Annotated in this window: 25 protein-coding genes; 21 read left to right on the forward strand and 4 right to left on the reverse strand. The window is 42.7% G+C overall.

The window, feature by feature from the left end; genetic code table 11:
* The first annotated feature begins 95 nt into the window (after nt 1-95).
* From HF974_12020 to HF974_12115, 20 genes are all read left to right on the forward strand, one after another.
* Nucleotides 96-1,760 (forward strand): PAS domain S-box protein, encoded by a 1,665-nt coding sequence (locus tag HF974_12020; protein ID MBC2699034.1) that lies wholly within the window; start codon nt 96-98, stop codon nt 1,758-1,760.
* A 7-nt stretch (nt 1,761-1,767) separates the two neighbouring features.
* A complete protein-coding gene (locus HF974_12025; protein MBC2699035.1) occupies nt 1,768-2,088 on the forward strand; it encodes a YggU family protein in 321 nt (106 codons plus the stop codon).
* Nucleotides 2,089-2,123: 35 nt separating this feature from the next.
* Nucleotides 2,124-2,525, forward strand: coding sequence for a DNA primase (locus HF974_12030; protein MBC2699036.1), 402 nt, complete (start codon nt 2,124-2,126; stop codon nt 2,523-2,525).
* 394 nt (nt 2,526-2,919) lie between these two features.
* Nucleotides 2,920-3,057 (forward strand): hypothetical protein, encoded by a 138-nt coding sequence (locus HF974_12035; protein MBC2699037.1) that lies wholly within the window; start codon nt 2,920-2,922, stop codon nt 3,055-3,057.
* A gap of 164 nt (nt 3,058-3,221) precedes the next feature.
* On the forward strand, nt 3,222-4,478 hold the full coding sequence (locus HF974_12040; GenBank protein ID MBC2699038.1) for a DNA primase: 1,257 nt from the start codon (nt 3,222-3,224) through the stop codon (nt 4,476-4,478).
* A gap of 3 nt (nt 4,479-4,481) precedes the next feature.
* On the forward strand, nt 4,482-5,855 hold the full coding sequence (locus HF974_12045; GenBank protein MBC2699039.1) for a DHH family phosphoesterase: 1,374 nt from the start codon (nt 4,482-4,484) through the stop codon (nt 5,853-5,855).
* Nucleotides 5,856-6,045: 190 nt separating this feature from the next.
* Nucleotides 6,046-6,597 carry a precorrin-6Y C5,15-methyltransferase (decarboxylating) subunit CbiT gene (gene cbiT / locus HF974_12050; GenBank protein MBC2699040.1) on the forward strand — a complete coding sequence of 184 codons (552 nt, stop codon included), beginning with the start codon at nt 6,046-6,048 and terminating at the stop codon, nt 6,595-6,597.
* On the forward strand, nt 6,598-7,215 hold the full coding sequence (locus tag HF974_12055; GenBank protein ID MBC2699041.1) for a cobalt-factor II C(20)-methyltransferase: 618 nt from the start codon (nt 6,598-6,600) through the stop codon (nt 7,213-7,215).
* A complete protein-coding gene (cobM, locus tag HF974_12060; GenBank protein MBC2699042.1) occupies nt 7,193-7,978 on the forward strand; it encodes a precorrin-4 C(11)-methyltransferase in 786 nt (261 codons plus the stop codon). Before HF974_12055 ends, cobM begins: the two co-directional genes overlap by 23 nt.
* Nucleotides 7,903-8,892 carry a cobalt-precorrin 5A hydrolase gene (gene cbiG / locus HF974_12065; GenBank protein MBC2699043.1) on the forward strand — a complete coding sequence of 330 codons (990 nt, stop codon included), beginning with the start codon at nt 7,903-7,905 and terminating at the stop codon, nt 8,890-8,892. The genes cobM and cbiG overlap by 76 nt, the downstream gene beginning before the upstream one ends.
* Nucleotides 8,861-9,640, forward strand: coding sequence for a precorrin-3B C(17)-methyltransferase (gene cobJ / locus HF974_12070; protein MBC2699044.1), 780 nt, complete (start codon nt 8,861-8,863; stop codon nt 9,638-9,640). The genes cbiG and cobJ overlap by 32 nt, the downstream gene beginning before the upstream one ends.
* Nucleotides 9,630-10,316, forward strand: coding sequence for a precorrin-8X methylmutase (locus tag HF974_12075; protein ID MBC2699045.1), 687 nt, complete (start codon nt 9,630-9,632; stop codon nt 10,314-10,316). The genes cobJ and HF974_12075 overlap by 11 nt, the downstream gene beginning before the upstream one ends.
* A 5-nt stretch (nt 10,317-10,321) precedes the next feature.
* Nucleotides 10,322-11,686: a cobyrinate a,c-diamide synthase gene (locus HF974_12080; protein ID MBC2699046.1), complete on the forward strand. Its 1,365-nt coding sequence runs from the start codon at nt 10,322-10,324 to the stop codon at nt 11,684-11,686.
* Nucleotides 11,687-11,770: 84 nt separating this feature from the next.
* The gene (locus tag HF974_12085; GenBank protein MBC2699047.1) at nt 11,771-12,793 is read left to right on the forward strand and encodes a cobalt-precorrin-5B (C(1))-methyltransferase; all 1,023 of its coding nucleotides are present in this window, start codon (nt 11,771-11,773) and stop codon (nt 12,791-12,793) included.
* A complete protein-coding gene (locus HF974_12090; protein ID MBC2699048.1) occupies nt 12,790-13,380 on the forward strand; it encodes a cobalt-precorrin-7 (C(5))-methyltransferase in 591 nt (196 codons plus the stop codon). Before HF974_12085 ends, HF974_12090 begins: the two co-directional genes overlap by 4 nt.
* Before the next feature lie 97 nt (nt 13,381-13,477).
* Entirely contained in the window at nt 13,478-14,071 is a 594-nt protein-coding gene (gene pdxT, locus HF974_12095; protein ID MBC2699049.1) for a pyridoxal 5'-phosphate synthase glutaminase subunit PdxT, read from the forward strand.
* A gap of 174 nt (nt 14,072-14,245) precedes the next feature.
* Nucleotides 14,246-14,941, forward strand: coding sequence for an energy-coupling factor ABC transporter permease (locus HF974_12100; GenBank protein ID MBC2699050.1), 696 nt, complete (start codon nt 14,246-14,248; stop codon nt 14,939-14,941).
* Entirely contained in the window at nt 14,938-15,219 is a 282-nt protein-coding gene (locus tag HF974_12105) for an energy-coupling factor ABC transporter substrate-binding protein (protein ID MBC2699051.1), read from the forward strand. Before HF974_12100 ends, HF974_12105 begins: the two co-directional genes overlap by 4 nt.
* A gap of 177 nt (nt 15,220-15,396) precedes the next feature.
* A complete protein-coding gene (gene cbiQ / locus HF974_12110; protein MBC2699052.1) occupies nt 15,397-16,179 on the forward strand; it encodes a cobalt ECF transporter T component CbiQ in 783 nt (260 codons plus the stop codon).
* 9 nt (nt 16,180-16,188) lie between these two features.
* Nucleotides 16,189-17,532, forward strand: a complete 1,344-nt coding sequence (locus HF974_12115) for an ATP-binding cassette domain-containing protein (protein ID MBC2699053.1) — start codon at nt 16,189-16,191, stop codon at nt 17,530-17,532.
* A gap of 242 nt (nt 17,533-17,774) precedes the next feature.
* Here HF974_12115 and HF974_12120 read toward each other — a convergent pair whose 3' ends face one another.
* The 4 genes from HF974_12120 to HF974_12135 all read right to left on the reverse strand — a co-directional run bounded on the left by HF974_12120 (nt 17,775) and on the right by HF974_12135 (nt 20,652).
* Entirely contained in the window at nt 17,775-18,869 is a 1,095-nt protein-coding gene (locus tag HF974_12120) for a DUF2326 domain-containing protein (protein ID MBC2699054.1), read from the reverse strand.
* 99 nt (nt 18,870-18,968) lie between these two features.
* Nucleotides 18,969-19,511, reverse strand: coding sequence for a hypothetical protein (locus HF974_12125; protein MBC2699055.1), 543 nt, complete (start codon nt 19,509-19,511; stop codon nt 18,969-18,971).
* Nucleotides 19,502-19,744, reverse strand: coding sequence for a hypothetical protein (locus HF974_12130; protein MBC2699056.1), 243 nt, complete (start codon nt 19,742-19,744; stop codon nt 19,502-19,504). Before HF974_12130 ends, HF974_12125 begins: the two co-directional genes overlap by 10 nt.
* Entirely contained in the window at nt 19,741-20,652 is a 912-nt protein-coding gene (locus HF974_12135; GenBank protein MBC2699057.1) for a hypothetical protein, read from the reverse strand. The genes HF974_12130 and HF974_12135 overlap by 4 nt, the downstream gene beginning before the upstream one ends.
* Before the next feature lie 396 nt (nt 20,653-21,048).
* On the opposite strand from HF974_12135, the gene acs reads away from it, so the two are divergent.
* Nucleotides 21,049-23,016: an acetate--CoA ligase gene (acs, locus tag HF974_12140; protein MBC2699058.1), complete on the forward strand. Its 1,968-nt coding sequence runs from the start codon at nt 21,049-21,051 to the stop codon at nt 23,014-23,016.
* Nucleotides 23,017-23,035: the final 19 nt, after the last annotated feature.

Consider the following 23,035-nt stretch of genomic DNA (forward strand, 5'->3'; position numbering starts at 1 on the left):
TGGTCTCTCACTACCCACGGTGTTAAAAATTTATACAAAATACTTTGCACTGTCATGCGTTATTGTTAAATAGGCAATGATAGAACATATCATGTATGTCATCTATCAGCCAGGCATGGACATCAATGAACATAAGTAGACATGGCATACCCGAGATTTTTGAAAACACTCATTTTCTGGTAGATAAGAACGGTAAACTGATGTATATTGATAAAACGTGCGAAAATATTTTCAATGTACGACCAGATGAATGCCCGGATATGATAGATTTTTCAACTTTAGAATGGGTCCATAGTAAGGACAGGGATAAAGTAAGGGAAAATTTTCAATCAGCAATAAATGAAGACACCTGTTCAAAAATCGAGTACAACCTTGCAAGTATTAAAGGAATTACCCTATCACATACATTATTTCCAATCCATGACAATGGAGGAAAACTTGTCTCAATTCACGGGTTTTTTGAAAAACACCAGCCTGACAATTTACTTGAGCTGGAGAAATACAACGTATTTAAAATACTTGAGTTATTTAATCAAATTTCTTTAATTGTCTCCAGGAAAAATCCCTTTGAAAAAACCCTTTCAGAATTGCTCGACAAAGTGCTGGAAATCATTAAAATGGAATCCGGCGGCATATACATTCTTAATAGAGAGACCGGTAACTACATATTGACAGTACATTCCACCCTTTCAGAAGAATTTTTACAAAAGCATAGTGAAATTACCAGGGAATGGAAGAGGCTGCTACCTGTAATGGATGAAGGAAAGGTAGTTGTGATCCAGGATGTACTTGCCCCTGTTCCTTACGCAGACACTGGAAGAAAAATCTCGGCAATAAATGAAGGATTCCGTTCTTTTGCAGGTATTCCCCTGATCATTGAGAATTCCATCAATGGAATATTAATGATAAGTTTATCGGGTATACATGAATTCACAGAATTAGAAAAACGATTATTTTCAATTATTGGCAGGCAGTTGGGTAATTTCATTAAGCAAGCCAATCTGATAGATCAGTTACACAAATCCCGGGAAATCTATCAGGACCTTTTGGATAATGCGGTGGATATAATATATACCCATGACCTGAAAGGTAATATTCTTTCTATGAACAAGGCCGGACTAGATACATTACTCATGGGCGAAAAAGATATTTTGCGGTCAAATATAAGGGATTTTCTGACAGAAGAAAGCCAGGAAGTTGCAGAATTCGTAATAAACCTGTTAGCTCAAGGTGAAGAGATACGATTTCCGGTTATACTGGAAGTGATACGGACGGATGGGGCCAGATTGTTCATTGAATTCAATATGCGGCCAATATTAAAGGACGGTAAGCCCGTGGCAGTTCAAGGTATTGCCAGGAATCTTGACAAGCGGTTAAAAGCAGAACAGAACATATTGATATTCAATAAAGCCCTCAATCTTACCTTGGATGGTATTGATGTCTCGGATGCTGACTATAATATCACATTCATTAATGAAGCAGGCGCAAAAATGTTCGGATATAGTAGAATGGAATTAATTGGACAGCATGCAAGCATATTCTATGCAGAGGAGGACATATCCAACTTTAATGAAAATGTAATGCCTGCCATGAAAAAATATGGTTATTGGAACGGCCTGATCCTTGGAAGGAAGAAGGACGGGACAGCATTCCCAGTTGAGGTCACTCTCAATTCAATGATGGATGAAAAAGGTGAGCCGCTGGTAAATCTGGCAATATTCCGTAAAAGAAATAAACTTTCATACGAAAAATACCAGTAAATGGATCATGTCTGTAAAAGATGCTGTAAGAGAGGGGCGCGATGGGGTACTTATCGATATTGAAGTTACACCCGGTACTAAAACCGTAAAAGTTCCCAGTGGTTACAATCCCTGGAGAAAACGTATCGAGGTCCGGCTTTCCCGGGAAGCGCAGAAAGGTAAGGCAAACCAGCAGTTGATACAGGAACTTTCAGGGATGCTGGGGATCAAAGAAAATGATGTTACCCTTATTTCGGGACATACTGCTCATAAAAAAACAATCCGTGTCATGGGAATGAATTTGGAACAGGTCAATAGCTTGATGGAATCCCTGATAGATAAAGTTTAAAGCAGTTTAGGACGTCATGTTTTGGGGTGGCTCTTTTGGATGATCTTGAAAGGCTTGAAAAACTGGAAGGACTGATCCTTGAACTTCAACAGATGTCTGATAAGGGGGCAGTCATCATTGTTGAAGGAAAAAGAGACAGGAAAGCCCTGAGGGCCTTGGGAATTACCGGTGACATCGAGCTGGGTACAAAAAAGTCAATTCTTGTGTTTTGTGAAGATGTGGCCAGGGAATACAATAACGTGATCGTACTCACCGATTGGGATGAAAAAGGTGATAAACTGGCTTCCCTTATGGAAGGTTACCTGAGAAGCACCAGTGCAGCTGTTAATATGGATATTCGTAAGAAGATCAAAAACCTCGTACAAAAAAGGATAAAGGATATTGAAAGCTTAGATACTCACATTTCAAATCTGCGACATAATTTGAAACATTTTTAATTGTATATGAATTTACGTGACATTCTCTATTTTCATACCATAAGTTTATTATACATTTTCTACAAAAATAGGGGTATGAAAATTACATTGATCTGATTATTGATGCAATGTGTTTCATTCATTACAAAATATATGATATACTTAAATATATGATAATATTAATAAGTGATATATAATACAATAAAAGTATGATAATATATGGAAATATTAATTTGTAACATTTATTATATAATATGTAATACTATGGGTGTGAGGTAATACAAAACAATGTGACCACACAACATATATTATGTCATATATATTACTATAAATATACAATAATACATAATAATAATATAGACAATCTGTGATAATTAAGTAGATAGAAATTTCGCACATTCAAATAATTAACTACATGGAAGCAATCGGATGCCATGATCAGTATCAGGTATCCGGGAGAGAAAAGGGACTGATGGGCAATAATGAATATGTTTCCAGAGCCCTTGCACATAAAGATAATAAAATCGAAGTATCAAGAATAATATGTAACTGATAAATGATTCATACCGGGATTTCCAGACAGTGGAGGTGTACTGGTATAAGTATTGGTGAAATTATTTAATTGTAGATATTTGTAAATAATTTATTATCTGGCCATGTCTTGATCGGATTGGATTTTTCTTACCTACTTCTTAGACATACTTTGAGGTATACATTATGCAAGATACAGACACTACCAAATATATAATCCATTCAAAAATAAAAGCAGACGGAATAGTGGAACGACCTGATGTTGTCGGTGCAATATTCGGGCAGACAGAAGGACTATTAGGCAATGACCTTGATCTGAGGGAACTCCAGAAAACCGGACGGATCGGCAGGATCGAGGTAAATATAAAATCAACAGGCGGTAAATCAAATGGTACTATCGATATCCCATCAAGCCTTGATAAGACCGAGACCGCTGTCCTGGCAGCTTCCCTGGAAACTATCGACAGGATCGGGCCTTGTATTGCAAATATCGATATAACCAAGATCGAGGATATACGTGCATCAAAACGACACCATATAGTAAACAGGGCCAAGCACATCCTCACAGAAATGTTCGACGAGAACATCCCTGAAAGCCAGGAGATCACTGATGAGGTAAAACAAGCTGTAAGGGTCAAGGAAATGGTCTTTTTAGGTAAAGACGATATCCCATGCGGCCCCAATGTTGCGGATTCGGATGCCATTATTGTAGTAGAGGGACGGGCTGATGTGCTGAACCTGCTGCGATACGGTATAAAGAATTCAGTTGCCGTGGGGGGTACAAATGTACCCAAGGCAGTCATTGATATCTGCAAGAATAAGAAGGTCACTGCATTCACGGATGGTGACCGGGGTGGTGAACTGATCATCAAGGAACTGCTCCAGGTTGCTGAAATTGATTTCATAGCAAGAGCCCCGGATGGAAAAGGCGTGGAAGAACTGGTCCAGAGGGAGATAATCAAATCCCTGCGCCAGAAGATACCTGTGGAACAGGCCATGGATATGTACCAGATCGGGGGACGGAAAGCCAGGACTTCATCCCATCCGAAGCGCAGGGAAGAACGCAGGGATGTCAGGCCAAGGATAGTCAAACCTGCTGTAAAGTCCCGTGGTGTGGAAAGACAGCGTCGGAGACCTGTAAAGACTCAATCTACAGTTTCAGGTGAGTTTAAGGAACAAATGAGTGAACTGAGCGGTACTTTGAGCGGGCGGTTCCTGGATGAGAATAAGGCCGTGATCAAGGAAGTCATGGTCAGGGACCTGGCAAACTCAATGAAAGACGTGGACAGCAAGGTTAAAAGCGTGATTTTCGATGGTGTAGTGACACAACGCCTGGTAGATATTGCTGCTGAAAAGAATGTCAGGGAGATCATCGGTGCCAAGATAGGGAATGTTACCAAAGTGCCGGTTGACATGAAAATATCTTCCACTAACGAACTATAAGGCATGCACAGGTTGGAAACACGGGCCAGGCAGTGTGCTGCTGCCATATTAAAAGAGAATAACATCCATGTAGTATCCCACATCGATGCTGACGGATTGACATCTGCTGCCATTATATGCACTGCCCTTGAGAGGGCGGGTAAGGATTATTCAGTGGATTTTGTGCGTCAGCTTGATGAATCTATCCTTGAGAAGATTGCTGATACTAACCCTTCCATAACAGTATTTACTGACCTGGGCAGTGGTATGCTTGAACAGATCAACAGCCTGGGTCTAAGTGCTGTGGTATCTGACCACCATATACCTACAGGTGACGGCCCTTACCATCTTAACCCACATGTGTTCAATATCAATGGTGCATACGAGATCAGCGGGTCAGGAGTAACGTTTTTACTGGCACGGGCCATGGGCCGTAATGACGATCTGGCCGACCTGGCTGTAGTAGGTGCGGTAGGGGACCTGCAGCATGTCAAGCAGGGCAAGCTGATAGGAATTAACCGACAGATAGTGAAGCTGGGCATGGAAAATGGGGCCATACACTGCCAGCGTGACCTGACAATGTTTGGAAAACAGACCAGACCGATCTTTAAGATGCTGCAATATTCTTCAGACCCCTATCTACCAGGCCTGTCAGGGAATGAGGAGGCATGTATCGGATTTTTAAAGAATACGGGCTTGCGTTTCCAGGGCGAGAAGTGGTTGAGGTGGATAGACCTGGAACAGGATGAGAAGCAGAGGGTGATCTCTGGTCTGATACAGTACTGTATGAGTGCGGGAATTGCTGTAAATAAGATCGAAAGACTGGTGGGGGAGGTATATACTCTTTTGCGTGAGCGCGAAGGTACTGAAACCAGGGATGCTTCCGAATACTCGACACTGCTCAATGCAACTGCCAGGTATGACCGTGCTATGACCGGCCTTGCCGTATGCCGGGGGGACAGGGATAAAGAATACGAGAATGCTATACAGCTCCTGGCAGAGCATAGACGCAATCTGGTTGAAGGGATCAACCTGGTGAAAGAGCGGGGTGTGACAACACTTGAAAACCTGCAGTATTTTGATGCAGGTCATAAGATCAAGGATACGATCGTTGGTATAGTAGCAGGAATGAGTGTAAGTGTTGTTGGTAACAGGAAACTGCCCATAATCGCATTTGCAGATGCCCGGGATGGCGTGAAAGTTTCCGGCAGGGGAAACTATGACCTTGTGCACAAGGGCCTGAACCTTTCTGCGGCCATGAGCAGTGCTGCCGGGTCAGTAAATGGAATGGGGGGCGGCCATGATATTGCCGCAGGAGCTACCATCCCAAAAGAAGCAAAATCCGAGTTCATCAAGATGCTTGACAGGATAATCGGTACCCAGTTACGTAGAATATAGATTTTTTATGACCCGTGAATTTAATGGAAATTCAAGCTTTTTCGAAACTGCGGAAAGTAGGCTCTTCACACTTATTCCATATAGAGAAGCCTTATAGGTACCTATTTAGATAATCAAGATAAATTTGTTGTCGAAAACGAAGTGTTTTTCAAGGACGGATGCAAATCAATATATTATTCAGTGATCACCAATGGAAATAGTAAAAGGCGGACCTACAAAACCTGAAATTGCAGCAATAACACTTTTAAAACTAAAACCTTCTCCCGGTGATGTGATTGCCGATATCGGGTGCGGAACCGGTAGTATATCCATTCTGGCCGCCAAAAAAGCAGGTTTTGTATATGCTATTGACTCCAGGGAAGAAGCAATAACAGTTACAGAAAAGAACATAAAAGAATCACACATCAACAACATTAAATTAATTCAAGGTGAGGCACCAGGCGTGCTGGATGAACTGCCGCTCCTTGACTGTGCATTCATAGGAGGGACAAGAAATATCAAACCCGTACTGCAGCAGTTGAAGAAAAAAGTAACAAACAGGATTGTGGTAAATGCCGTCAGGATACAGACAGTTACAAACATCATTAAGATCATGCAGGATCTGGAAATATTCAGTGAAGTAGTACATGTCCAGATATCAAAAAGCTATGAACTTGCAGGTGAGATTGCATTCAAACCTTTAAACCCTGTTTATATCATTGTTGGTGATACCAGCAAAGAAGCATACAGGGAGGAGCCTTAAATGCTGGTTGGAGTAGGACTTGGTCCGGGTGATCCTGACCTGATGACAATTAAAGCTGTTGAGACCTTGAAGCGTGCTGATATTATTTTTGTACCCGGGCGTCTGGCATCTGATCTGGTTGAACCATATGGTACGCCGCATATACTGGAATTTCCTATGACAAGGGATAAAGATGTATTACAGTCCCACTGGGAAAATAATGCTGATAAGGTGGCTGAATATGCAAGAGATGGACTGGCAGCTTTCGGTCTTATTGGCGATCCCAATTTCTTTAGTACCTTCACACACCTTAGCAGGATCATCAAACTGCGCCATCCCGGGATTTTCATTGAAACTATTCCGGGCATCAGTTCTATAACGGCTTTTGCATCCAGAACCAATATCAGTATAGATACCTCCTTTACGGTTAGTGACGGAAGCCCTGTCAATGATAGAATAATCTTAAAAGCCAGACAACCAAAAAAGATCGTCGAAACACTGCGCTTAGAGGGATTTAGTGATTTCATTCTGGGCCAGCGTTTATTCTCAGACACCGAAGAGATAATTACGAATACAGACGATATGCCTGATACAGGCGACTATTTCAGTATCATCCATGCGAGGAAACAACGTGACTGATAATAAAAATAATAATAGCAATGATCGTAATAAAAATAATAATTGCGATAATAGCAAAATATATTTTATAGGAGCAGGTCCCGGCGACCCTGAACTAATTACAGTGAAAGGACAAAGACTGCTTAACAGTGCCGACCTGATAGTATATGCAGGCTCACTGGTAAATCCTGAACTGCTTAGCAGTACAGATGCACAAAAGATCAACAGCTACGGGATGCAACTTGAAGATATCACCAGTACAATGGTAGAAGCTCTCAGTAGAGGTGAAAAGGTAGTCAGGCTGCATAGTGGTGACCCGTCGTTATATGGTGCGATCATAGAACAGATCGATGAACTGGCAAAACACAATGTTGAAGTAGAGATCATACCCGGAGTATCTTCTTTATTTGCCACCAGCGCAGCACTGGGTATCCAGTTGACATTAAAAGGAGTTAGTGAAACACTGATCATTTCCAGACCCGCAGGAGAGACCCTAAAGGAAGATGACTTAAAAGCACTATCCAGGCACGGTGCAACCATGGCAGTATTCTTAGGAACCCATACAATAGATGAAATTATGAAAACAGTGGAATATCCTCCTGATACACCTGTAGCTGTGGTCTATCATGCCTCCTGGAAAGACCAAAAGATAATCAAAGGTACAGTCAAAGATATCGCAGAAAAGGTCATAACAGCAGGACTTACCCAATCTGCTATGATACTCATCGGCGGAGTGGTGGATCCAGTACAGTACAGGAGGTCTCATTTATACTCACCGCAATAATTTACCTGCAGCATAATTATGAAGCAGCCGTCAAGGTCAGGGAATGTATAGGTGGAGACCTGATACTGTTTGATGATAATGCTTTTAAAAAGGCATTTTCAGAGTATGAAGCCATCATAGCGGTAATGGCATGCGGCATTGCAGTAAGGCAGCTCGCCCCCTTACTTAAGGACAAATGGGATGACCCGCCGGTTGTAGTGGTAGATGCAGGACTCAATAATGCTATATCATTATGCGGCGGTCATCATGGTGCTAATGAACTTGCAAAGCGTCTCGCAAAATCCGGAGCACATCCGGTAATAACTACAGCTACTGAAGTATTGCACCGGCCCAGTGTGGAAACTATAGCAGATACACTGGACTGCGAGATAGTGAACAGGGATTCCACCAGGGCAGTGAATTCCTATTTGCTCAAGTCAGACCTGCCAGTGATCAATATCTCAGGACCAAAAGTGGTTATGGTTGACCCTGATGTTACAGTGCTTAAAAATAAAGGAGTGAGGAAAGAAGGGGTAGAGGTGGAAGGAGTGAGGGAAGAAGGAGATAACCAGAAGACAGGTGTTATTATAGGTATAGGTACCAGACGCGATGTGAGTTCAGGCAATGTTGTAGATGCTGTGAATAAAGCTCTGGCTGAGCAAGAATTGAAATTATCGGATGTTGAACTGTTTGCCTCTGCAACGATCAAAGAGAATGAATCCGGACTTATTGAAGCTGTTTTTGGGATGGGGGGACAGATCGTATTTATCCCTGCTAAAGTGATCAATTCCATCAATGTACCTTCCGCATCCGAGGCAAAAAGACTGGGACTCAATGGCGTATGTGAACCTTGTGCACTGGCCTTGAGCCGGGAAAATAAACTGATTATGAAAAAGAAGGTATATGACAATGTCACCATCGCAATCGCACAATAACGGGATGCTCTATGTAGTAGGGATCGGGCCTGGGTCGCCCGATCATATGACCATAAAAGCAACAGATGTAATAAAGAATGCAGATATCATTATCGGTAACAGTACATATCTCGATCAGATCAGCCATCTGGTAAAAAGCCAGCAGGTGATAAGATCAACAATGGGGCAAGAAGTGGAAAGGGCAAAAAAAGCCATCCAGTTAGCCCGGGACAATACCGTGGCTATGGTCAGTGGTGGTGATTCCAATATTTATGGTATGGCAGGTCTGGTGCTGGAAGTAGCCAGGCATGAAAATTCACAAGCATATATTGAGATCGTGCCTGGTGTAACAGCTTTAAGTGCTGTGGCAAGTTTGCTGGGTGCTCCTGTTGTTACGGATTTTGCAGTGATCAGTCTGAGTGATCTGCTCACACCATGGGATACTATTGAGAAACGTTTGCATGCAACGACAAAGGCAGATATGGTAATAGGTATCTATAATCCAAAAAGCAGGCAGAGGAACAATAACTTTCAAAAAGCTGTTAAAATTATCCGGCGCAGCAGGGAAGATACCGTACCTGTAGGTATTGTTAAAAATGCGCTGCGCAGTCAAGGTGAATCAGTCATCGTAACCACACTGGGTAAAGTGCTGGAATATGACGATGAAGTGGACATGAGAACTACGGTGATCATTGGAAACAGTGAATCCGGAATATGGAATTCCAGGATAATCACACCAAGGGGGTATCATAAGAAATATGACTACTGATCTATTAACAACCGCCGGACAGCATACTAAGAAAATCGATCCCGAACTTGTCCGAAGATGTATAGAACCGGGAGCTACAACTCCTGAAGCCATGACTATATCAGAAGCAGGCCGCGCTATTGCAAGAGAGATCGTAGGAGATAATGGTCCGGAAGATGGGATACGCCAGCGCTGTGTAGTAGCCACTGGAGATCCGGCAATTAAGGACCTGCTGGTGTTTAGCAATGACCCGGTTAAAGCCGGGATTGGTGCCATATCTGCAGGTGTGACTATATATACTGATATAAGGATGGTAAAGACAGGTATTATCAAGAAAGGACATGAGTGTCAAATAGAGTGCGTACTGGATATAGAAGGTGCTCCACAACTTGCCCAAAAGTTAGGTATTACCAGGACATCGGCGGGTTTTCTGAGTGCTGCACAGGGTCTTGAGAATTCTATTATAGTCATTGGAAATGCACCTTCGGCTGCTATTACTGTTTCCCGTATGGTGGAATATGGTATCAGGCCGGTCATGATCGTGGCTGTTCCTGTGGGATTCGTGAACGCTGCCGAATCAAAAGAAAAGATAAGGAAAATAGACATACCATCCATAATCTGCACTGGAACCAGGGGGGGTACACCTGTGGCAGTAGCCTGCATTAATGAGATGATAATCATGTCAGGCAAGGTATAAATCCTATGACAAAAGCTGTGATGATCACAGGGACCCACAGCGGTGTGGGTAAAACTACAGTATCACTTGGATTAATGGCAGCACTTACACGCAGGGGTATGTCAGTCCAGCCTTTCAAGGTCGGACCGGATTTTATAGACCCTTCACACCATACAGCTATCAGCGGTAATCCCTCCATGAACCTTGATTCTTACATCATGGGTACAAAGGGAGTATGCAGAACCTTTGCTAAATATCAAAACTCAGACATATCCATTATAGAAGGTGTAATGGGCCTGTATGATGGTATTGAATCCACCCAGATCGCAAGCAGTGCCCACGTTGCTAAAACATTAGGTATACCTGTGCTGCTGGTTATCAATGTCCACGGCATGTCACGCAGTGCAGCGGCTGTGGCAAAAGGATACCAGATGCTGGACCCGGATGTTAACATTGCCGGACTGGTATTAAATCAGGTAGGCAGCCCCAGGCACCGTAAACTTGTGGAAGATGCGCTAAAGGCTGAAGGTATTGATATTCCGGTAATAGGGTCTCTTCCTTCGAACAGGGAACTTTTCCTGCCATCCAGGCATCTGGGACTGTATATGGCTCATGAGCAGATGCAGGATTACGATAAACTTGCAGATTTTATTGATGCAAATGTTGATATGAATGCTTTGCTTGGGATATCATCAATACCTGATATCCCGAAAAATATAAAAAAAATAAATGAAGATGGAAATACAGAAATAGGTAAAGAAAAACGATTCAATGTTATAATAGGCGTAGCAATGGATGGTGCTTTTTGTTTTTATTATCAGGAAATGATGGATGAATTACAAAAGCTTGGTGCTAAGCTTGTATTTTTCAGTCCCATGTCAGATGATCTGCCTGATATTGATGGATTGATATTAGGCGGCGGGTATCCAGAACTGTTTCCTGCCGAACTCTCATCCGGCAGTGCGCTAACTGGCATCAGGAAGGCTACCGTGGACGGTATGCCAATATATGCGGAATGCGGCGGGCTGATGTATCTGGGAAAAAGTCTGGAAATTGAAGGACATACATACAAAATGGCTGGTGTACTGGATGCCAGGTCGAGCATGGTAGGGAGATTTCAGGCATTGGGATATACTGAAGCAGAAGTTGTGTGTGATAATCCTCTATCATTAAAGGGACAGGTAATAAGAGGACATGAGTTCCATTATTCTATAACCGAATGCGACCGTGATGCCAGGTTTGCGTACAGTATGAATAGAGGGAAAGGTATAGAGGACGCAAAGGATGGACTTATGGTATATAATACACTGGCTGGTTATATGCATACCCATCCTGCTTCTGCATCCATGGAACGGTTTGTGGATATGTGCAGGGAATACAGCCGCAGATAGTGTGCAGGAAACACAACTGCCGTAGTATGCATGAAATTTAACTGCCAATAGTATGCATGAAACACACATTCTGATAATATGATCCTGATAGATCCTGTAAATAATTTTACCATTCCGCAGGAATGGATAGATAAGGTTGCAATACCACTGGATGAACTTAAAAAAGGCGTTTCTGACGGACTGCTGGTAGTGCTTTCGAATGGAGATATCCTTAATCGGGGATTTACTACGGGAACTACATCTGCAGCTGCTGCCAAGTCAGCAGTCCTGTCCCTGAAGAAAAAGGATATGATCACGACAGTTTCGGTTCCCACACCTTGCGGTATAAGAGCAAAGCTGGATGTAAGGGCTTTGGCAGGAAGGGCAGAAGTTGTGAAAATACCAGGAGATCATGAAAGTGATGTAATAGGCGGGCTGGTGTTTGTAGCTAAAGCGCATCCTGCTAAGGATATTTCTTTGATAGCTGCAGATGGTATAGGTACGGTCACAAAGGGAGGCTTACAAGTAAAGGTGGGCGAACCTGCTATTAATCCTGTACCTGAACTCCAGATAATGGATGCTATTAAGGAAGGATTGAGCGAGACCGGACTTGAGGGTGCTGTTGTTACATTATCCGTACCTGATGGTAGGAAGGTGTCTGAAAAAACATTGAATTCTACTATTGGAGTAATGGGGGGTATCTCTGTTTTAGGTACTACCGGATTTGTCGAACCATGGAGTGACCACCTGGGTGAGGTTAAAATGGAATTGGTCAGTGATGCATCCAGGGTAGTACTGACGACAGGAAGAATAGGTATGCGTTATTCCCAGATGCTGTTTCCCGAACATACAGTAGTTATGGTAGGCAGCAGGATCGATGAAGGCATCAATGCATCCGGAGGCGAAACAATTATATGCGGCCTGCCAGGCCTGATACTCAAATGGGCCGTACCTGGTATTCTGATTGCATCAGGGTTTAATACGGTACAGGAATTAATAGAAACAGATAGAAATAGTCAGTTGATCGATAATGCAGTGGCTGCTGCAGTAGAAAGATCAAAAGGTGCAAGGATTGTGCTTGTTGACAGGAGTGGTGCCGTAATTCGTGACTCAGGTGGTGTGTTGTGAAGATCGTAGGTGTAGGTGTGGGTCCGGGTATGCTGACAGTGGAAGCAGCAAAGGCTATACAGCATGCAGAGGTGATTTACGGTTCAGAGCGTGCAATTGAACTGGCAGCAGAACATATTTGCTGTGAGATCAAACATATAAAGGATTATTCAAGATTGCATGAACTGCCTGATAATGCGGTTGTGCTGTCTACAGGAGACCCGAACCTTTCAGGACTTGGTAAATATGCGAGACCTGGCGATGTAGTGATACCTGGCATTTCTTCACTGCAGGCAGCATGTGCCAGGCTTCATATCGACCAATCCGGAATTGTAGTTATTACTGCACATGGAAGGGACCCGGCTCCTGCTGCTGTGAAACTAAGATCAGCTATAACTTTGGGATTTACTGTTTTTTTACTTCCGGCATATGAATTCGGGGTGGAGCAGGTAGCAGCAATGTTGCTAGATATGGGAATTGATGTACCTATTGCTGTTTTTGAGCGGCTTGGATACGAAGATGAACGGGTGGAAGTGGGAAGTGGGAGTGAACCACCATGTGTGAATTCCAAGTTGTATTGCATTATGGTGGGATATGCGATAGTGTGAAAATAAATACAAATATTATTGATGAGCCATATGAATAATAGAAGTACGGCAAGAGAAGGAACATATCCGTCATTTCGGAGTTTAATAAAACGATACTATGAGAATTGCAGTAATTGCGATACAGGGAAATGTAGAAGAACACATTGAATCTGCTAAGAAAGCAATGGAAGATATGGGCATCCCCGGAGAAGTGCTCCCTGTACGCCACAGCGGCACCATCCCAACATGCGACGCCATTATCCTGCCCGGCGGCGAGAGCACCACACTTGGGCGGCTTATGGCCCGTGAGGGCATAGATGTCGAGATCAAGGAAGCCGCCGCCGCAGGCAAACCTATAATGGGCACCTGTGCCGGCCTGGTACTGCTGGCAAAGGATGGCGGAGAGCAGGTTCTGCGGACTGGGCAGCAGCTGCTGGGTTTAATGGATATCAGTGTGGACCGCAACGCTTTCGGCGGCCAGAGGAAGTCCTTTGAAATACCGCTTGAGATATCGATGCTGGATTCACCGTATAATGTGGTGTTCATCCGTGCCCCTGTGATCACCAGGGTGGGACCGGATGTAGAAGTACTTGCACGTTTTAACGATAAGATAGTGGCAGCCAGGCAGGGAAATATTTTAGGGCTGGCATTCCATCCGGAACTTACTGACGACCTGAGGATACATTATTATTTCCTTGGAATGATGAAATAGCCTGCTCATCACTGGAATAACCAGGTACGTAGTGAAGATCCGTACTGATTCTACTGAATATTGTGTTAAATGTTAAACATTTAGCAATCCTTATATATGATATATTAAATCAATTAAACTTGTTATAACACCAATTTGCTTGAGTTATAACAAGAAATACAACAGGTGAAATTTATGCATATTATGGAAGGTTTTTTACCAAGCCCTTGGTGGTGGATATGGATTTTCATATCACTACCTGTAATAATTTATGGCATCTATAAACTGAATGTACTGATCAAGAACAAACGTGACCTTTTGCCACTACTGGCTGTGGCCGGAGCATACATATTCATCCTGTCCTCACTCAAATTACCTTCAGTGACAGGAAGCTGTTCCCATCCCACAGGTACAGGTTTAGCAGCCATATTATTCGGGCCAGCCATCTCAGCCGTACTCGGTTTGATCGTACTGCTGTACCAGGCCCTGTTCCTGGCCCATGGTGGTCTGACCACACTGGGAGCCAATGTATTCTCCATGGGAATCGCAGGTCCAGTTATTGCATTTGTAATCTACAAGGCATGCACGAAAGCAGGACTTAATTTCTATATTGCTGTGTTCCTGGCATGCTCACTTGCAGACCTGGCCACCTACGTAGTTACCTCAATTGAACTGGCCCTGGCATTCCCGGCGCAGACCGGGGGCGTACTTACATCATTTAAAGCCTTTGCAACCATCTTTGCAGTCACACAGGTTCCGCTGGCTATAATTGAAGGAGCCATTACTGTGCTGATCTTCAAGTATGTGATCCAGGTCAAAAGCGATGTGCTGGTAAAACTTGATGTTTTAAGCGAGGCCGGATTGCGCAAGATCAAGGAGTTGACAACATGAAACTGGAAATCATCGTAGCTGTTATAATATTAATCTTCACTGCCCAGTTCCTTTATATCTCCTCAACCACGGACGCAGAATTCGGCGGTGCGGATGGCGAGGCAGAGGGTGTAATAGAAGAATTGACCGGCGGCACCTATGAACCTATAGCCGACCCCATCTGGGAGCCTCCCAGCGGCGAGATAGAAAGCCTCCTTTTTTCACTCCAGGCTGCCATCGGAGCCCTGGTCATAGGATATTATTTCGGATATTACAGGGGCAAGAAACAGCCGGCGTAATTCACTCTCAAAATCAATAAAGAAAATGAAAATTCCAGACAGGATGAACTGGATTGACAGGATAAGATCCAGTCCTGTATATCCTGTAAATCCTGTCAAAGGATTTGATTGAAACTAAGAAAATTACCTATATCAATATCGAAATGCGTTTATAATTTCCTATACATGGACAAAAACATGAATAACCTGCTGGATGATTATGCACTGGCAAGCCCACTGCGGCACAGTAACAACTGGTTAAAACTCACCGTGGTTGCCGTAGGGGTGCTTGGTGGCGTATCGGCTGCATCCCCGGTAACACCCCTGTTCATAGCTTTATGTATGGGTTTTGCAGCAGTTGTCCTGGCAAAGGTCCCTGTAAAGTTCTATTTAAAGCTGATAGCTCTGCCTCTGGGTTTTGCAGCCACCGGGTCTATTGTCATACTGTTCTTCTTTGGCTCAGGAAATGAAATTGCATCAATTGATATACTTAGGTATCATCTGGTGATTCGCAGCCAGGGGTTGAATATGGCGGTACTTATTATGGCTAGAACGCTTAGCGGAATGTGCTGCATGTTCTTTCTTGCACTCTCAACACCTATGGTCGAACTATTTTCAGTGCTCAAGACATCCAGGGTACCGGATGTTTTCATCGAACTCTCAATGCTGATATACCGTTATATCTTTGTCCTGCTGGAAGTGGCAGTGAGCATAAAATACGCCCAGACTGTAAGGCTGGGTTATAAGGATTTTCTGACTTCGCTGCATTCTACTGGCATGCTTGCAGGCACCCTGTTCATCAGGTCATGGGAACAGGGAGAAAGACTATATATAACAATGGACTCCAGGTGTTATGACGGGAAACTGGCTATGTTCTCCTCAAAAAAACCGGTTAAAGCCTTTGAATTGGTACTCACCTCACTTTACGTTATTTCAATAATTGCAATTTCTTTTTCCACGAAAAACATGTCTATAGTATGAAAAAAAAACATGATTATTCTTGAAACACGGAACCTGGAATATGCATACCCGGACGGGACACTTGCAGTTGATGGTATCGACATCGAAATTGAAAAGGGCAAGAGGATAGCCTTCGTTGGCCCAAATGGCTCTGGAAAATCAACGCTGTTCCTGCTATTGAACGGTACCCTGAAACCCAGTCAAGGGGAGGTGCTTTTTCAGGGCAGGCCGATAAAGTACGATGCAAAGTCGCTACGTGAAGTTCGAAGGCAGATAGGGATTGTGTTCCAGAACTCTGACGACCAGCTATTTGCCCCTACTGTATATCATGATGTGGCTTTTGGTCCTGTCAACCTGGGACTCCCTGAAGAAAAGGTCGAAAGTTGTGTAAATCATACCCTGAAATACTTTGGTCTTACCGAACTCAGGGACAAACCACCTCATCACCTGAGCGGCGGACAGAAGAAAAAGGTTGCAATTGCAGGTGTGTTCGCCATGGAACCTGAGGTTATCATCCTTGATGAGCCCCTGTCCAACCTTGACCCTGCCGGAGCCAGTGAAATTGTAGAGCTGCTCAACGAGTTGAAACATTTTGGAAAGACCATCATCATTTCCACCCATGATGTGGACCTCGCATCAAAATGGGCTGATGTTGTGTATGTCCTGAATGGTGGCAAGGTATACAATAAAGGGCATCCGTCCCGTATTTTTTCAGACAGGATACTTATGGAGAATACAAAACTGAAACTTCCCACTATTGTTGAGACCTTCAGGGAATTTGAGGCAAGGGGGATTGCTGATGGACACGCCCCCATGACGCTCCTTGACCTAGTGGACTCGGTGGAGGGGCCGTATATTGGTGTGAGGTGTGCGGTGGCTGATTGTGATATCCCTAAAGGACAGCAGGTAGGGTTATTCATACGGGAAGGCACTATTGTGGCCGTGCCGTATACACAGCAGGAGGCTGCCGGTCTGGCATTATCCGATGCTGCTGCTGGTGATGAGGTACTAATTGAGGGTGTCAGGGGTTCGCTTACGTCCGGGACCGGCCGCATCCATGTAGTCCGGATACCCAGGGTGATGGAAGGCGGTTCAAAGAATGTGGATATCGGTGATCTTCAGGCATTAGTGGACGGGGCGACTTTTAACAGGGTGGGTGCAATGGGCACTTCTGCCAAGGTAACTGCGGCAAAGGCAGGGATCCATCCTGATTTTGAGGTCGATGTCATCCAGTCTGCCATGCTGTCAGCCCTGCGGGGCCTGGACTGCCTGATACTGGCCAGTGGCGGTATGGCTGAACTTGTAAAACAGCGGGTAGATGAGCGAAACAGTAACGGTTGTCGTAATATCCAGTGCAGCATAGAGAAGTTCTGATCAAACACTTATTGACTTTGGTGAACTATAGGTAGCTGCTTATTACCCAACTTTGACAGTTAAAATTAATACAATTGTCCTTAGTTTTGTTTTGTGTGATAAGCATTCAGATAAAACTAAGAAAATATGAGATTATCTGAAGATTATCTGTCATCAACCACAGTCATGGACCTCAGATTGGAAAAATCGAGGCATACCGGCGCGGGTGTATAAGGGTTTTTATCGTTTTTTGTTTATTGACTTTATTCGTCCGGTATATCCACTTTGATACCTAGCAATTTTTCATAATCTGATTCATCAGTTAGAGTTAATACTGTATTCTGAGTAATAATTTTTTCAAACTCATCACCTTTTATATGTTTTTTGATTTCTTCAAGCTGATTCTGATTTACCGTTGCAATATACTGTTTATTTACTTGTGTAAACTTTTGATAAACGGTTTTAAACATACTTGATTTTCGTATTTCGTCCATGCCGTCAAAAAGCCTGCTATCATGAAAAACAAAATCAATATTGTGGTTATGTCCTTCAAATAGTATCGTCAAATCGTAACAGAAAATTTTGACATTGTTGATGCCGTCAGAAGCATCTGATTCGATTTTAGCATCAATGTTAAACAGCAACTGATTTTCTCCATCATTACACTCTATGGTAAGACCTGCCACGCTATCAGGATAGAATATTTTCGCAAGTCTTCTAAAATAGTCTCGCAATACGACCGTATCAGGCTCGATTTCGGTTAAATATTGTTCTGTAACTTCTGTAAGCTCTATAAAATCTTTCTCAGACTGCCTTTCTTTAATTTTATATTCAGACTGTAGCTCTTGGTATTTTTTGAGACTGTCACACTCCGCTTTTAATTCTGCATTTTTACTGCTAAGGCTTACAAAAAGATCAAGTGCCTGATGCTCCCCGAGATACTGCATAAGCTTATCAAAATCTTTCTGTAGTGTTCCAACACCTGCTTTTTTATTTTGTTGTTCCAGTTTCAGTTTATTTTGCTGTTCAATTAATCTTCTTTTACGATTGGATATCAATTTTTCATAAAATACTTCCAGCTCATCCAACGTTTTTGTCATATTTTCAGGAAAATGAATCTTTGATTCTCTGTAAATAGCTTTGATATTCTCTTTATTTATGTCTGGGGAAAATTCGAGATTTTTATCAATATTCTCTATATTGTTTTGCAACATTATAACGCGATTATTTAATGAATAAAGTTCCTTCTCCACCCGATCTGCTTCCAACTGAACGGCGTTATAATCCTCTGCTACTTTAAAATTACTTAAATTGTCATCAAGCCGTTTTATCCGCTCTTCAAGGTCAACAAGCGTCAAGGTAACATCTTTATTTCCAGTAAAGAAATCTCTTAATAATGAATCATTTTTAAAATTTTTCTCCAGCTTTTGTACCAGTTCCTGCTCTTTTCTTATTGTTTATTTTTTTTGCGCAAGAACAATATCAAGTCCCAGTAAAAAGGCATTATAAAGTAATGCCTGATAATCTGTTCTGGTTTTCCCTGGCTTATTATAAGCCACGTAGGATTCTTTTTTTGGTCTGATAAAAAAGGGAATCAGGGAACGAAAGGTTAAGAAAGAAATATCCGCAGGAATCTTAAAACATAATGATTCCATCTTTTTATTGAACTTATTGGTAGAAATGATTTCATTGTTCAATTCAATCTTTTTAGGACTATTTGTTGCCCTTTTTGCAGTATATTTTTTATTGTCTATTTCAAAATTAACACAAAATTCCCATCCCGGTAACTTTTCGCAAAATATCTTATAATTTTTAGCATCAGCTCCAAGACAAAAATGAACAATACGCACAAGCAAGGATTTTCCAACACCGTTGTAGGTTTTTCCCTGTTCACTCGAACCTGGATTTTTTTGTTTTGCGACAATAAAACTGAGTCCGGTTTTGTTGAATTTAACCGTCCTAAAAGTCGGTTGATTGGAATAAACTTTTATCAAGAGCATTTTATTACAACTCCGTCCTGCTCTTTAACGACCCCAATTGAATGAAGAAAGACTATTGTAAGTAATAGATTATCAAAACTATGTTTAGCGTAGTATAGCTTTTTATTAAAATCATTTTGATACTGGTTCCATAAACTATCAATCGATTCTGGAGATTCTAATACAGTCAAAATATAACTGCCAAAACCAAGCAGAGATTCCGAAAAATTTGTGTGCTTCGTTGGGATTATCATTCCACTTCCTCCTGCACAGGTTCTTCAAAAATATCACAGGTTTCAAAGTATTTTGACATTATGACTATTACTGAGGTTTGATATATGTGTTCTACTTTCGGGCTTGCAGAATTAACAATAGCCCAAAATAACTCATCTCCACTTTTCTTTTCTTTTTCTTGCAAATAAACCTCATTCATTTTATCTCGCAAAGAGTCAGCGAGGAAATCACTGTTGTTTTTCAAATACTCCTTTAAAGAATGTGATTGAAAACCACCGTTGATGAGTAATTGGGATACGGATTCAGATAAAACGTTTAATTTTATTTTTTTATTCCAGTTGGGCAGTACATTTTTTGGTTTATCACCCTCGTTTAAAGGTAATTGCATAATATGCCCAATCACTTCATTTAGGATTGAAAAGTCTAACTGTTTAATATTAGCAGGGTCAGGAATATGTCCGGTTATTAAATATATCTGGTCATCCTCAAGCTCAAAAAGAATATTTTCAAGATCTTTTGCGGTCAAAAATCCGGCATCGTTCAGATTATGCGATATTTTTATCTCTTGAATTATTTTCTCACAATCAGCATTTACACCTTTGTATTTATCATTAACAACAAAATAAAATTCATTTACATGAGACCATTGTGCTTTCAAACCATCGAAATCTATTTTTAACTTACTGACAACATTTGTGTACGATTTTCGTATATCTTCGGGGGCATATACCTGATAAAATATGCCTTTGGTTTTTATGTAGCCATCGTTCTTTCTGTCGCCGATGTTTCCCCACGGTTTTATCTGTTGAAAATCTGTTTCTGCATAATTCATAGTTGCACTGAATATATCTTCAAATATCTGGCCATCAGCCTTTAAAATTTTATTTTGAAATAATTGTCGAGCAAACGTTTTTTCTTGAACATCCATTTTATTTTCACCTCCGCTACTTTATCATTAAAAATCCAGAATTCTTTTACCGGAGCGATATAATCAACCTATGTCTCTATGCCCAATGCCCTTTTATTCGTTTCGCCCATAATTTCATATGACTCGTTGATACGCTTGCCCTCATATTAATTTGACGCTTTTCTCACGCCCGGGAGTTTACATCTGGTTCAAGCTATTCAAAGGATGCACATAACGCCCATCATCCATAGTCACCGATACACCCCATTCAAATTGTAACGAAACCTGTATACAACACATCCCCTAAATTATCCCTCTCAATTTCGTGAATATTCTCATCCTCCCCCTTTCGTTAGAAAAATTTATCCTTCCAGATAATAATATTAGCATAATCTTAAATAAGGGAGTTTTTTAGAAATGACCAGAGTAGAAGTGCTATTGGATGAGAACCGAACATTCCATCCTCCTAAAGAAATCGTTGAACAAAGCAATGTCAAACAATGGATGGACACCCATAACATCCCTGATGTCGAATCACTTTATAAGCGCAGCCAGGACATCGAATGGTTCTGGGGCGAAGTACAAAAAGACTTAGTAGAGTGGTACTCACCCTACGACAAAGTCCTGGACGGTTCTAAAAAACCCTTCTACCACTGGTTCACCAACGCCAAATACAACATCGTCCACGACGCCCTTGACCGCCACATCGGCACACCCACAGAGAACAAAGTAGCCTACATATTCGAATCCGAACAAGGAGATGTGACCAAACTTACATACCTGGACCTGTACCATGAGGTCAACAAGCTGGCCAATGGCCTTAAACAACTGGGTGTGGGCAAAGGCGACAGAGTGGAAATATACATGCCCATGATACCTGCCCTGCCCATAGCCATGCTGGCATGTGCAAAGATCGGTGCAGTACATAGTGTGGTGTTCTCAGGTTACTCTGCCCATGCACTAAAAGACAGGATTATCGATTCAGGTGCAAAGACCCTGATAACTGCTGATGGTTTCTGGAGAAAGGGGAAGGTCATCAACCTAAAAGCACAGGCAGACGAAGGAGTAGAGGGTACAGAGGTCAACAATACAATAGTCTACAAATGGGCAGAATGTGATGTTCAAATGGGAGAGCACGATCTGTGGTGGCATGAATTGACAAGTGACCTGCCATCCGAATGCGAAACCGAGATAATGGATTCGGAAGACCCGCTCTTTATCCTGTACACTTCAGGTACCACAGGTAAGCCAAAAGGCGTTTTACATGTTCACGGAGGATATGCTGTAGGAATTTCATTCACACTTAAATGGGTCTTTGACCTGAAACCAGATGATATCTGGTGGTGTGCTGCTGATATCGGATGGATTACCGGGCACAGCTACATTGTATATGCCCCGTTAATACTTGGCGTGACCTCATTGCTTTATGAAGGTGCACCTGCCCATCCACAGCCAAACAGGTTATGGGAAATGATCGAACGACACAAGGTAAGTGTACTTTTTACCTCACCCACATCCATCAGGATGCATATGCGCTTCGGTGATGAATGGACCCGGAAAAATAATATGGACAGCCTGCGGCTCCTGGGCAGTGTAGGTGAGCCCATCAACCCTGAAGCCTGGATATGGTACTATGAGAACATCGGCAATGGACGGTGCCCGATAATGGATACCTGGTGGCAGACCGAGACCGGTAGTTTTGTAATATCCCCGCTGCCCCTGTCGTCCATGAGACCCGGGTCTGCAGGAAGACCATTGCCCGGTTTTAGCGCCCTGGTACTTGACCATGATGGCAACACGGTCATAAATGAAGGGGGTAATTTGGTTATGAACACTCCATGGCCAGCCATGCTTCGCACCCTTTACCATGAGTCAGGGAGGTATGAAGAGCATTACTACAACAAAGCTGGCGAATTTATAACAGGGGATATTGCCAGGGTGGACAGTGACGGTTATTTCTGGGTACAGGGCAGGGGCGATGACGTATTGAACGTATCAGGCCACAGGATAGGCAACTCAGAAGTGGAATCCGCACTGGTCAGCCACCCACATGTCAGTGAAGCAGCGGTAGTAGGCCGTCCCGATGACCTCAAAGGTGAGAGTATAACCGCATTTGTAGTGCTAAAGATCGGAGTTGATCACAGTGAAGAACTGTTACAGGAACTAAGGGGACACGTGGCCGAAGAGATCGGGAAGATCGCCAGGCCGGACACGATATACTTTGTCAACGACCTCCCTAAGACCCGAAGCGGTAAGATCATGCGCAGGGTAGTGCGTTCTGCCCTTATATCAAAGGAAGTAGGAGATATCTCCACCCTGTCCAATCCTGAAGCTGTCCATGAAATCGAAGTTGCACTACAGAACAATAAGGAAACTCATGGATAGTATATCCTTGCCATTGCAG

It is taken from the genome of ANME-2 cluster archaeon, assembly GCA_014237145.1.
GTDB lineage: Archaea > Halobacteriota > Methanosarcinia > Methanosarcinales > Methanocomedenaceae > Methanocomedens_A.